Source organism: Rouxiella sp. T17 (genome assembly GCF_036663475.1).
GTDB lineage: Bacteria > Pseudomonadota > Gammaproteobacteria > Enterobacterales > Enterobacteriaceae > Rouxiella.
This window is the reverse complement of the sequence record NZ_JAWUEA010000037.1, coordinates 1-12,046: the sequence shown is the minus strand read 5'-3', so window position 1 is coordinate 12,046 and position 12,046 is coordinate 1. Positions and strand designations below refer to the sequence as shown.

At 51.3% G+C, this 12,046-nt stretch carries 9 protein-coding genes and 4 tRNA genes; 7 read left to right on the top strand and 6 right to left on the bottom strand.

The window, feature by feature from the left end:
* Positions 1–2 precede the first annotated feature (2 nt).
* Positions 3–485 carry a multidrug/biocide efflux PACE transporter gene (locus SC206_RS15375; protein ID WP_332738374.1) on the bottom strand — a complete coding sequence of 161 codons (483 nt, stop codon included), beginning with the start codon at positions 483–485 and terminating at the stop codon, positions 3–5.
* Between the two features lie 162 nt (positions 486–647).
* On the opposite strand from SC206_RS15375, the gene SC206_RS15370 reads away from it, so the two are divergent.
* The gene (locus SC206_RS15370) at positions 648–1,526 is read left to right on the top strand and encodes a LysR family transcriptional regulator (RefSeq protein ID WP_332738372.1); all 879 of its coding nucleotides are present in this window, start codon (positions 648–650) and stop codon (positions 1,524–1,526) included.
* 36 nt (positions 1,527–1,562) lie between these two features.
* Here the strand turns inward: SC206_RS15370 and SC206_RS15365 are convergent, their stop codons facing one another.
* Positions 1,563–3,227: an alpha-keto acid decarboxylase family protein gene (locus tag SC206_RS15365; RefSeq protein ID WP_332738370.1), complete on the bottom strand. Its 1,665-nt coding sequence runs from the start codon at positions 3,225–3,227 to the stop codon at positions 1,563–1,565.
* 308 nt (positions 3,228–3,535) lie between these two features.
* Between SC206_RS15365 and mgrA the strand changes: the two genes are divergently transcribed.
* Positions 3,536–4,525 (top strand): L-glyceraldehyde 3-phosphate reductase, encoded by a 990-nt coding sequence (gene mgrA / locus SC206_RS15360; protein ID WP_332738368.1) that lies wholly within the window; start codon positions 3,536–3,538, stop codon positions 4,523–4,525.
* Between the two features lie 349 nt (positions 4,526–4,874).
* Entirely contained in the window at positions 4,875–5,381 is a 507-nt protein-coding gene (locus tag SC206_RS15355; RefSeq protein ID WP_332738366.1) for a DUF2502 domain-containing protein, read from the top strand.
* Between the two features lie 109 nt (positions 5,382–5,490).
* Here the strand turns inward: SC206_RS15355 and SC206_RS15350 are convergent, their stop codons facing one another.
* The gene (locus tag SC206_RS15350; protein WP_332738364.1) at positions 5,491–6,720 is read right to left on the bottom strand and encodes an Nramp family divalent metal transporter; all 1,230 of its coding nucleotides are present in this window, start codon (positions 6,718–6,720) and stop codon (positions 5,491–5,493) included.
* Between the two features lie 427 nt (positions 6,721–7,147).
* Between SC206_RS15350 and SC206_RS15345 the strand changes: the two genes are divergently transcribed.
* Positions 7,148–8,335, top strand: coding sequence for a NupC/NupG family nucleoside CNT transporter (locus tag SC206_RS15345; RefSeq protein ID WP_332738362.1), 1,188 nt, complete (start codon positions 7,148–7,150; stop codon positions 8,333–8,335).
* A gap of 189 nt (positions 8,336–8,524) precedes the next feature.
* Here SC206_RS15345 and SC206_RS15340 read toward each other — a convergent pair.
* A tRNA-Ala gene (locus SC206_RS15340) sits at positions 8,525–8,600 on the bottom strand.
* Positions 8,601–8,677: 77 nt separating this feature from the next.
* Positions 8,678–8,753: transfer RNA gene (locus SC206_RS15335), tRNA-Ala, on the bottom strand.
* A 416-nt stretch (positions 8,754–9,169) separates the two neighbouring features.
* On the opposite strand from SC206_RS15335, the gene SC206_RS15330 reads away from it, so the two are divergent.
* Positions 9,170–9,964, top strand: coding sequence for a formate/nitrite transporter family protein (locus SC206_RS15330; protein WP_332738360.1), 795 nt, complete (start codon positions 9,170–9,172; stop codon positions 9,962–9,964).
* Between the two features lie 198 nt (positions 9,965–10,162).
* On the opposite strand, the gene gltX is transcribed toward SC206_RS15330, so the two are convergent.
* Complete coding sequence (gene gltX / locus SC206_RS15325; RefSeq protein ID WP_332738358.1) at positions 10,163–11,578, bottom strand: glutamate--tRNA ligase; 1,416 nt, start codon at positions 11,576–11,578, stop codon at positions 10,163–10,165.
* A gap of 274 nt (positions 11,579–11,852) precedes the next feature.
* On the opposite strand from gltX, the gene SC206_RS15320 reads away from it, so the two are divergent.
* Both SC206_RS15320 and SC206_RS15315 read left to right on the top strand, forming a co-directional pair.
* Positions 11,853–11,928, top strand: a tRNA-Val gene (locus SC206_RS15320).
* A 42-nt stretch (positions 11,929–11,970) separates the two neighbouring features.
* Positions 11,971–12,046 (top strand) — tRNA-Val (locus SC206_RS15315).

Below are 12,046 nucleotides of genomic sequence, written 5' to 3'. Positions count from 1 at the left end.
TGTTATTTCGACGTCACATCACTATAGCCCACCCAGCGCTGGCGAAGAATATCGTAGAGCCAGTTATAGATAAGGGTATAAGGCAGGAAGAACAGGAAGAAGCCAAGTTCAAGTACAAAGGCTTCAAGCAAGCCTATTTGCAACCATCCGGCCGCAATGGGCAAGCCCAGCAGGATAAACCCGCCCTCAAAGCCCAAGGCGTGGGCAATGCGGATTGGCAGGGTACGTTTAACTTTGTTAACCGGCCAGAAGTGATCGAACAGGCTGTTGTAGACCACGTTCCAGATCATTGCGGCGGTAGATAATAAAATCGACAGCACGCCCATATCAAAAATCGGCTTGTTCATTGCCCAGGCAGCTACCGGCGCGCAAATTAGCAGCGCGATAATCTCGTAGCCGACCGCGTGGAAAATACGCTCCGGCAAGCTTTTCTTGGCTTTCGCTTTTACTTTTGCATTTGTGGCTGACGAAACTGTAACTGACATACTGACCTGCCTCTAACGTTTGAATGAAAATGCTCGGACCTCTTTTTATTATTTATTAAGAAGGCCACCGACACGCATTTTCATCTAAAATAGTGATAGTGAAAAGATAGTTACTATCGATAAAATAGATGGATTAGTTTCCACTTTCTCAAGGATTTTGCCATGCGTTATTCACCCGAAGCGCTCGTCGCCTTCGTTGAAACTGCGGCCAGCGGCTCGTTTTCGGCGGCGGCGCGCAAGCTGCATAAAAGCCAGTCGACCATCAGCACGGCGGTGGCAAATCTTGAGATAGATTTAGGCATTACGCTCTTTAGTCGCGAAGGTAAGCAACCCCAGCTGACGCCCGAAGGACAGCGGGTGCTCGCTCACGTACAGGCGATTTTGGCCGCTAGCGAGCAGCTTGATGAGCTGGCGGTGCGTCTTTCTACTCAGACGGAACCGAGGCTGACTTTCGTGCTGTCGGATACCTATCAGCCAACTCATTATGAAACGATGCTGGGCCGTTTCGAACAGCTCTACCCAGATATCGAATTCGAATGTCTGATAGCCGAAGATCACGATGTGATTGACCTGCTGCAAACGGGTCGTGCGCATATCGGCATGCTGGAAGTGCAGGAAAGTTATCCGCCGGATATCGGCTATGCGCGGTTACCCGACCAAACGGAAATGGCGCTTTTCGTTGCGAAAACGCATCCGCTGGCAAAAATTGATGGATTAAGGCGCGAAGATTTAACCACCTACCGCCAATTGTGTTTGCAAACCTATGGGCGAAAGGAAAAACCGCAGGCGCAGGGGCAAACTTGGTCGTCAGGTAACTACCTGATGTTACTAGAGATGGCGGAACAGGGCTTTGGCTGGTCCATTTTGCCGCGCTGGCTGGTGGCACAGTTTGGTCATCACAAGCTGGTAGAACTGGCGCTACGCGGCTGGCCGAAAATGATTTCAATTGACGTTGCGTGGTCGAAGAGTAACCAGCCCGGCCCCGCCGGACGCTGGTTTATCGACAGCCTGCTCGACCCGCTGCGCCTACTAAAAGGTTAACTCATTGACTTCATTACAATGCTCACCACCATCGAATTAGTCGCGCGAACTATTGTGCTCTTCAAGCGCGCGGGTCACGGCGCGCAGTAAAGGCGGCACGTCCATTTTTGGCAACACCACTTCGACCCAACTTAATTGCGGTTCGGCGCTGATTTTCGCCATTACCTGCTGCAACTGTTTCACCTCGGTGACTTTTTCAACAAGGGTCGGTTCCACGGCACCAAACGCCTGCGGTAAAAGCGTCCACTGCCACTGGGCGATATCATTGTAAGGCTGTTCGGCACCATGTATCGCACGTTCGACGGTGTAGCCATCATTGTTGAGAATAAAGATCACCGTTTTTAGATCATACCGAATAGCCGCACCCAGCGCCTGCACGGTCAATTGCGCGGAACCGTCGCCAATAATCAGCACCACTCGACGTTCGGGAAAGGCGATTTGCGCGCCCAGCGCGGCGGGCAGCGTAAAGCCAATCGATCCCCAAAGCGGCTGGGCGATAAAGTCACAACCCTTTGGCAACGTAAGCTGCGCCGCGCCAAAGCAGGCGGTTCCCTGTTCGGCGACGATAATATCGCCAGGCTGTAAAAAGCTCTGCATCTGCTGCCAAAATGCCTGCTGGCTTAACCCGCTTTCGCTGGGATCGATGAGACGTTTATCAGGCAAAACAGGGGATCGCCAATAGGGAGCCAGCTCGGCTGTGAGATGATGCAAAATTTCGATGCTGACGCGCAGCGGCAGCTGATCAAACAGTTTATCGCCGACCTGCGCCGAAAATGGCTGCAAATCGATGCGTTTTTGCGGGGCGATATTTTGGGTAAAGCCGCTAGTTACCGTGTCCGAGAAGCAAACACCGACGGTGATAATCGCCTCAGCATCTTCAATAACCTTTATCAACGCGTCGGAACTGGCCTGCCCGGAATAGGTGCCGCAAAACCGAGGATGCTGCTCGTTAAGTAATCCCTTACCAAGCAACAGGGTGGCGTGAGGCAGCGGCACCTCATCAACCCATTTCTGCACGTCGGCACGCGCGCCAAATCGGTCAGCGAGAAAATCGGCCAGCAGGCTGACGCGTTTAGCTGGTTTTAACAACGCGGCGGCGGCCTCGGTAAAATCAGCCACCGCCTGTTCGTTTACCGGCGGCTGGCTTAAACGCAAAGGTTCCGCGGGCAACGTCACTTTATAGGCAGCAACGTCGCTCGGCAGCTGAATATAGACGGGACGTCGGGCATAGAGCGCCTCACGCAGCACGCGGTCAATTTCGGACGTGGCATTCTCACGGGTGAGCATCGCCTGCGCGACGGTAATGTGGGCCGACATACGCGCAAAATGGTTAAAATCGCCGTCGCCCAGCGAATGGTGCAGCAGCTCATGATTGTTTTGTGCGGAGAGTGCGGGTGCGCCAACGATATGAATAACTGGAACATATTCGGCATAACTTCCGGCGATGCCGTTCAGGGCGCTCAGTTCGCCGACGCCAAAGGTGGTCAGCAACGCGGCGGCCGGTTTGCTGCGCCCGTAGCCATCGGCGCCATAGGCTGCGTTAAGCTCGTTTGAACAACCGATCCATTTAAGCCTTGGATGCGCGATCACGCTGTCCAAAAATTGCAGGTTATAGTCTCCTGGCACGCCAAAAAGTTCATCAATACCCAACTGGGAAAGTCGCTCGACGAGATAGTCACCCACGCTACACACATTATTCATGATGATCCCCTAGTAATGCGTTACCCATCAGTTAATTGACCTACTTAAGTAGGTTTAGCACAAGCTCTCTCAATAAATCGATTGGGCCATTTTTATATAATTAACTTATGGAAAGCGGGGAATACACCTGTCGTAAAATGGCCTGCGCAGATTAAATGTTTAAATTTGTAGGTTAATGAATCACCTAAGACTTTTCCTTTGATGGTGAAAAAGAGTGGCTGTTGTGATCGGTGCATCTGAAAACATGAGTGAAAGCGCATACACTAAAACGCTTTTTTACCCTCTGAAACCGTTGAACAAGGATTTTTATGCCTTATCAAGCCAATCCCGAGCGCTATGAATCGATGCTTTATCGCCGTTGTGGACGCAGTGGACTGAAATTGCCCGCCGTTTCACTGGGCCTGTGGCACAATTTTGGTGATGTGAATCGCTACGAAACCAGCCGCGAGCTGGTGCGCCACGCCTTTGATCGCGGTATAACTCATTTTGATTTGGCCAATAATTACGGGCCTCCGCCGGGCTCGGCCGAGGAAAATTTTGGCCGCATTCTGCGCGACGATCTACTGCCATGGCGCGACGAGCTGATCATCTCCTCGAAAGCGGGTTACACCATGTGGGACGGCCCTTATGGCGATTGGGGTTCCAAAAAATATCTGGTTGCCAGCCTGAATCAGAGCCTGAAACGCATGGGTCTGGACTACGTCGATATCTTCTACCATCATCGTCCAGACCCTGAAACGCCGCTGGAAGAGACCATGGCGGCGCTGGATTTAATCGTCCGTCAGGGCAAGGCGCTCTATATCGGGCTATCAAATTATCCGGCGGATTTGGCCAAGCAAGCCTTTGATATCCTTAATAGACTCGGCACGCCGTGTTTAATCCACCAGCCGAAATATTCGATGTTTGAGCGCTGGGTTGAGGCTGATTTGCTGGATACGCTGGAGCAAAACGGCGTCGGTTCAATAGCCTTTTCACCGTTGGCAGGTGGCGTGTTAACGGATCGCTATTTAGCGGGGATTCCGGAAGATTCACGCGCGGCCAGCGGCAGTCAATTCCTGAAACCCGAACAGCTCACCGAAGAGAAGCTGGCCAAGGTGCGCAAGCTGAATGATATTGCGTTGGCGCGCGGGCAAAAACTGTCGCAAATGGCGCTGGCATGGGTATTGCGCGGCGATCGCGTAACGTCAGTGCTGATTGGGGCCAGTAAAACCAGTCAAATTGACGATGCCGTTGACAGTTTGCGTAATCTGCAACTGAGCGAGCAGGAAATTGCCGACATCGAACAAATCTTGATGTAACCGTTTACTTATCGATACGTTAAGTGCGTATTAGTAAGAAGATGAGAAAGGTTTGCTAACAATGCTTTCAGGGACTCACTGTAAGTAAATCGTTAAACTGGGTAAATCAATCAAAACAGGATTGCAGGCAATAGATTGCCCGCTATCTAAGCCTTATAACTGTCATCATTGAAACGTTATTTAACGAACCGACTCCTTTATCTGCGCGCTAATTTGTGCGACGTAGCGCGATATAGAAAGCAGGTCGTCATCTAACGAGGTGGTGCAAACCCGATAATTTCATTGAGATCAACACGCTTTGCGTCACGGCTCGATGAAAGAAGGCGGTAATAAGGTTGAATGGAGAAACATGATGAAAAATTTACCCGTTGTGAAGATTGCTTTGGGTGCCCTGCTGTTCGGCCTGTTGCCTGCCACCCTGCCGGCACACGCTGACGGCATAAGTATTAGCGTTCCTGGACTGTCGATCAATATCGGTTCACGCGATGACCGCGGCTACTATTGGGACGGCTACGACTGGCGCTCCCCGTACTGGTGGCAGCATCGTAACGAATATTATGGTCACCGCAACGACCGTGGTTATTACTGGGATGGCGGCCATTGGCGCGATCGCGGCTGGTGGGATAATCACCGCAACAACGGCCCGCGTCCTCCAGAACGTTTCCACGGCGGCCCGGGTCCTGACCATGGCGGTCCAGATCGTGGACACGGTGGCCCAGATCGCGGTCCTGGCGGCGGCGGTCATGATAATGGCAACCACGGCGGCGGCGATCGCGGTAATGGTGGCGGTCACGGCGGTGGTGGTGGCGAACATCGTCCACCACAGGGCGGCCCTGGCGGCGGCGATCATCACTAATTCGCCAGCATGATTTTCGACGAGTAGCCAAATCGAACCCAGCAAAAGGGGCACTGAAAAGTGCCCCTTTTTTATCGCCTTCTTTTAGGCTTATTTACCGTCACCGAAATTATTTCAGCATGCCAATCAGCAGATAGAAATTCAGACACACCACGACCAGCACGATAACGCGCCCTGCCCACTGCATAGGTCTCGAGTTAGTCATGTCGCCCATTAGCTCGCGATTACCGGTAAATGAGAGCAGCGGCAGCAGCGCGAGTGCGATACCAAAGCTCAGCAACACCTGACTCATTACCAGAATTTTGGTGGCGTCCATACCGGCGAGAATAACAATAAAGGACGGTGCCATGGTCACCGCGCGACGCACCCACAGCGGAATGTAAAACTTCACGAAGCCCTGCATCACCACCTGACCCGCCAGCGTGCCGACGACGGTAGAAGAGAGGCCCGCCGCCACTAAACTTAAACCAAAAGTCGTGGCCGCAGCATGGCCGAGCAGCGGCGTTAATGTCAGATAGGCATCTTCCAGCTCGCTGATACCCTTGTGGCCGCTAAAGTGAAACGCCGCCGCTGCCGTCGCCATCATCGCCAGATTAACGAAACCGGCGATAGTCATGGCGACCGCGACGTCCAGTTTGGTTGCCGAATAACGGTGCGCGCGTGAATCATCACTTGAACGCTGGGTCAGCGACGAGTGGAGATAAATCACGTGCGGCATGATGGTCGCGCCAAGCACGCCGGCGGCAAGATAGACGGCGTTGCTGTCGGGCAGGCCTGGCACCAGCATGCCTTTACCTAACTCCAGCATTTTCGGTTGCGAAAAGAACAGTTCGACAATGTAGGCCAGCGCCACAAACAGCAGCAAACCGCCAATCACTCTTTCGAGCGGCTTTTGTCCGCGTTTTTGCAGGCCAAGAATAATAAAGGTGGCGATACCGGTGAGCACCGCGCCTTCTAGCAGCGTACAGCCCAACAGTAATTTAAAGCCGATTGCCGCGCCGATGAACTCGGCCAAATCGGTCGCCATCGCAATGATTTCTGCCTGCACCCAATAAGCCCAGACGGCTGGACGAGGAAAGCGATCGCGGATATGTTCGGCAAGATTTTTGCCCGTTGCAATGCCGAGCTTGGCCGACATTAACTGAATAAGCATCGCCATCACGTTTGCCCAGACCACGACCCATAACAGCTGATAGCCGTAGGATGCGCCCGCCTGAATATTGGTGGCGAAGTTTCCGGGATCGATATAGCCGATGGCGGCAATAAAAGCAGGCCCCATTAACGAAAGCTTGATCTTCCTGGAGGAACGGCTGGAGGATTCAGCTCGGCTATTCAGCATATCAATTAACCCTTACATTTTTTGTGCGATGACCTATCATACTTAGCTGAGAATGATTATCAAGCGCATTTGGAGAGATCGTGATTATTTCTCTGATAGGGAGTGAGCGGCTAAGGTAAAAGTCACAACTTTCAGGTGTTTCAAGCCAAAAGAGTCAATCAAGACTCGCTTTCCTAATACAGAATTTTTAGAATATTTGGAGCCAATACCCACAACGTTACAGGTGTAATTTGGCCATTCGTAAAATTAGCATAATAAAGCCAAGAGTGGGTGATTTTATTCTCATCTTCACTAATCGTGTTATGTCGCTGGAATGATTGCTTTTTTTGTTCTTAATTCTTATATTTGCTATGCATATCACGTTTTTTATGTACGCGTTACATAAAATGACCGTCGAAATATTGCCTGCCTCAAATTTGGAGCACACATGTCCCGAATACTGCACTTTGTTTTAGCCTTAGCAGTTGTCGCAGTACTGGCCTTGCTGGTGAGCCGCGATCGTAAAAAAATTCGTTTGCGGTTTATTGTCCAGCTATTGGTCATCGAGGTTCTATTAGCCTATTTCTTCCTTAATTCAGAAATTGGATTAGGTTTTGTGAAAGGCTTTTCGGACCTGTTCGAAACACTTCTGAAGTTCGCGGCCCAAGGGACAGGCTTCGTATTTGGAGGCATGAACGAAAAAGGATTAGCGTTCTTCTTCCTGAATGTACTGTGTCCGATAGTGTTCATCTCTGCACTGATCGGTATTCTCCAGCACGTGCGCATTCTGCCGGTGGTTATTCGTATCATTGGTACCGTTTTGTCGAAAATCAATGGCATGGGAAAACTCGAATCCTTTAACGCCGTGAGCTCACTGATCCTCGGTCAGTCAGAAAACTTTATCGCGTATAAAGATATTCTGGGCAAAATGTCTGAAAAGCGTATGTACACCATGGCCGCTACGGCGATGTCGACGGTTTCAATGTCGATTGTCGGTGCTTACATGACCATGCTGGAGCCAAAGTTTGTCGTTGCCGCGCTGATCCTTAACATGTTCAGCACCTTTATCGTGCTTTCATTAATCAACCCTTATACGGTTGAAGGCGAGCAGGACTTGCAACTGACCAACACGCATCAGGGCCAGAGCTTCTTTGAAATGCTGGGAGAATATATTCTTGCCGGTTTCAAAGTGGCGATTATCGTGGCCGCGATGCTGATTGGTTTTATCGCGCTGATCTCCTGCTTGAATGCGCTGTTTAACACGGTATTTGGCATCAGCTTCCAGGGCGTGCTCGGCTATGTCTTCTATCCGTTTGCGTGGATCATGGGCGTTCCTAGCCATGAAGCCCTGCAAGTGGGCAGTATCATGGCGACCAAGCTGGTATCGAACGAGTTTGTGGCGATGCTTGATTTGCAGAAAGTGGCGCATGACCTGTCACCGCGCGGCGTGGGTATCCTCTCCGTGTTCCTGGTCTCGTTTGCCAACTTCTCGTCTATCGGTATCGTGGCGGGCGCTATCAAAGGCCTGAACGAGCATCAGGGCAACGTGGTTTCACGTTTTGGCCTGAAACTGCTTTACGGTTCAACGCTGGTGAGCGTGCTGTCAGCCTCTATCGCCGGACTGGTATTGGCTTAACGTTTTCTGTTGTTATCGTATTAACTTATTGTTTGAAAAGGCGCTTCGGCGCCTTTTTTATTGGCTATCGATTTTGCTGAAGACTGATTTTATTGATTTTCGAAGAGCAAAGACGGGATGAAAACGAGGAACGAAAGGATTTTCGAATCGTAGAAAAGCAAAAACCCGCCGGAGCGGGTTCTTTAAATTTGGTGGAGATAAGCGGGATCGAACCGCTGACCTCTTGCATGCCATGCAAGCGCTCTCCCAGCTGAGCTATACCCCCACGGGTGTTCATCAATTTACGGTCGTCTGTTTGATCCTTGGGAGGAATCAAACGCCAATCTGCTCTGAGAAGAAGATTGGTGGAGATAAGCGGGATCGAACCGCTGACCTCTTGCATGCCATGCAAGCGCTCTCCCAGCTGAGCTATACCCCCGTTCCGGACACATTAAATCTTGTGAACGGGGCGCATAATATGAATTCCCGCCAAAGCTGTCAACGGCTAAATTTGATTATGTAATCAACCGCTGAAAAAGCCGCCAAATACTGGCTATTAAAGCGATTTTTCATTCGTCATGAACAAAAAATGCGCGGTTACATATTTTTTCCGCCCTGCCCTTTTGCAGCCAAATTCGGCCAGCTGCCTGATCCGCTTCATCATTTTCCCTACAAAAGATAATGCTTTCTTTAACGAATCGTTAACGCAACGTTTAGGGCGTCTTGTCCTCGGACAATTCTCATAATAGACTCCTATCGCTTAATCGCTGATGTCTATTACTAATAAGATTTTCACTAAAAGTTTTCACTAAAGATTCATTTACAAACAACATCAATCAACATTCGAGCTCACTCATGTCCTTGTATACACCCAAAGAGATCGCTTCACTTGCCGTAACGGCAGGTGTGAACAAAAGTCGTGCTTCCGTTAGCAATCTGCTGATCCTCGGTTTTCTGGCCGGCGCGTTTATCGCCATTGGCTTCCTGCTCGACCTGCACGTCGTAGGCACGCTGCCCGCTTCGTGGGGCTCGTTTGGCGGCCTGCTTGGCGCGGCGGTATTCCCTGTTGGCCTGATCCTCACCGTTTTAGCGGGCGGCGAACTGCTGACCGGTAATATGATGACGCTGCCGATGGCCTGGTTCGCCCGTCAAATCAGCCTGTTTGCCGTGATCCGCAACTGGTTTTGGGTGACTATCGCCAACCTGATTGGCAGCATCGCGGTGGCCTACTTCTTCGGCCACGTGCTCGGCATGACCGAAGGCGTGTTCCTCGCCAAAACCGTGTCAATCGCGCAGGCAAAGGTGAATGCTGACTTCCTGCACTCCTTTATCTCTGGCGTAGGCTGTAACTGGCTGGTGTGTCTGGCTGTGTGGTTGGCATTCGCCAGTAAAGAGATGGGCGGCAAAGTGATTGGGATGTGGTTCCCGGTAATGGCGTTCGTCGCCATCGGCTTCCAGCACGTGGTTGCCAACATGTTTATCATTCCTGCGGCGATTTTTGCGGGTGCGTTGAGCTGGTCACAATATTTCCCTAACTTCGCGGCCGTATTCCTCGGCAATGCGGTTGGCGGTGCCGGTTTCGTGGGTTTGATGTACTTCATGGCTTACCGTCCGACTGTCTCTTCTGAGTCGAGCACGCTGCCGCGTTAAGACGATTGATTTTCCAAGAAGGCTTTTGCATCTCCAATTTTCTGTTCGAATAAGGTTTCGTTCGAAAATGGATGCAACCTGACGATCAAAAAAGGCCAGCCGGATTGCTCCGCTGGCCTTTTGTTTGTCTATCGACTTACTGCTTGTCTATTTACTGAATTATCCATTTAGCTTTCGACTTCGCGCTTTTATCAAGCCTTAAGCCTGGGCTTCACGTTCTGCAATAAACGCCAACGCCTGATCGATACGAGAAAGCGTGCGACTCTGACCAATGGCGTGAACGGTCACGTCCATGCCCGGCGACATGCCCGCACCAGTAACGGCAACGCGCAGCGGCATACCCACTTTACCCATGCCTACACCCAGCTGATCGGCGGTGCCCTGAATCGCGTTGTGCACGTTTTCTGGCGTCCATTCGGTGATGGCAGCCAGGTTAGCGCGCACGGCTTCCAGCGGCTCACGCGCAACCGGACGCAGGTGCTTTTTCGCGGCGGCTTCGTCGAACTCGCTGAAATCCTGATAGAAGTAGTGGCAAGACTCGGCCATCTCTTTCAGCGTTTTACAACGCTCGCCCAGCAGTTTAACCAGTTCGCACAGCTGCGGACCATTACGGGTATCAATGCCCTGCTGCTCGATGTGCCACTGTAAATGCGTCGCGACATATTCGGCTGGCAGCGAGTTGATGTAATGATGGTTCAACCATTGCAGCTTTTCGGTATTGAAAGCGCTGGCAGATTTGCTGACGTTTTCGAGGCTGAACATGGCTTTCATTTCATCAATGCTGAAAATTTCCTGATCGCCGTGGGACCAGCCCAAGCGCACCAGATAGTTCAGCAACGCTTCCGGCAGGTAGCCGTCGTCGCGATACTGCATCACGCCCACTGCACCATGACGTTTTGACAGTTTCTTGCCGTCGTCGCCCAGAATCATCGAGACGTGTGCATAAATAGGCACCGGCGCGCCCAGCGCTTTCAGAATGTTAATCTGACGCGGGGTGTTATTGATGTGGTCTTCGCCACGGATAACGTGGGTGATTTCCATATCCCAGTCATCAACGACTACGCAGAAGTTGTAGGTCGGTGCGCCATCGGTACGGCGAATGATCAGGTCATCAAGCTCGAGGTTGCTGAATTCGATCGGGCCACGGATCTGGTCGTCGAAAATAACGGAGCCTTCCTGCGGGTTGCGGAAACGCACGACGCAAGGCTCGTCGGCAGCATGATGCTCGTGGCTGTCGCGGCAACGTCCGTCGTAGCGAGGCTTCTCATTGTTGGCCATTTGCTCTTCACGCAGCGCTTCAAGACGCTCTTTGGAGCAGTAACACTTATAGGCGGTGCCGTTTTCCAGCATTTGGTCGATAACCGCGTTATAACGGTCAAAACGTTTGGTCTGGAAGTAAGGGCCTTCGTTCCAGTCCAGATTCAGCCAGTTCATCCCGTCCATAATCGCATCGATTGCCGCCTGGGTAGAACGCTCCAGATCGGTATCTTCTATACGTAACACAAACTCGCCGCCCAGATTACGGGCAAAAAGCCAGGAGTAAAGTGCAGTACGAGCGCCGCCAACGTGCAAATAGCCAGTTGGGCTGGGAGCAAAACGGGTTTTGATTTTCATCTGGGAAGCAGCCTTAACTATGTTTCAAATAGATGTCGCGCAAAAATGCGACACTTAACTAATAAAAAGTGGGAGACATTCTATCACTCTAACTTGAATCCTCAACGTCGATACGTCTAAAGCAGGGATGAAATAGCCCGTTGATGCATAAAGAATAGACTGGATTGCATACTTTTTTGGCGCCTTGTCTAGTTTTACGCCGAACAGTCATTTTTGTTTTTAAAAACCGTTGACTCAAATCGAACTATCCCTATAATGCGACTCCATCACGACGGGGCGATTAGCTCAGTTGGTAGAGCATCTCCTTTACACGGAGGGGGTCGGCGGTTCGAACCCGTCATCGCCCACCACTCTTTTAAGAGTGACCGCGTTGTGATAAGCCATCTTATGATGGGCGATTAGCTCAGTTGGTAGAGCATCTCCTTTACACGGAGGGGGTCGGCGGTTCGAACCCGTCATCGCCCACCA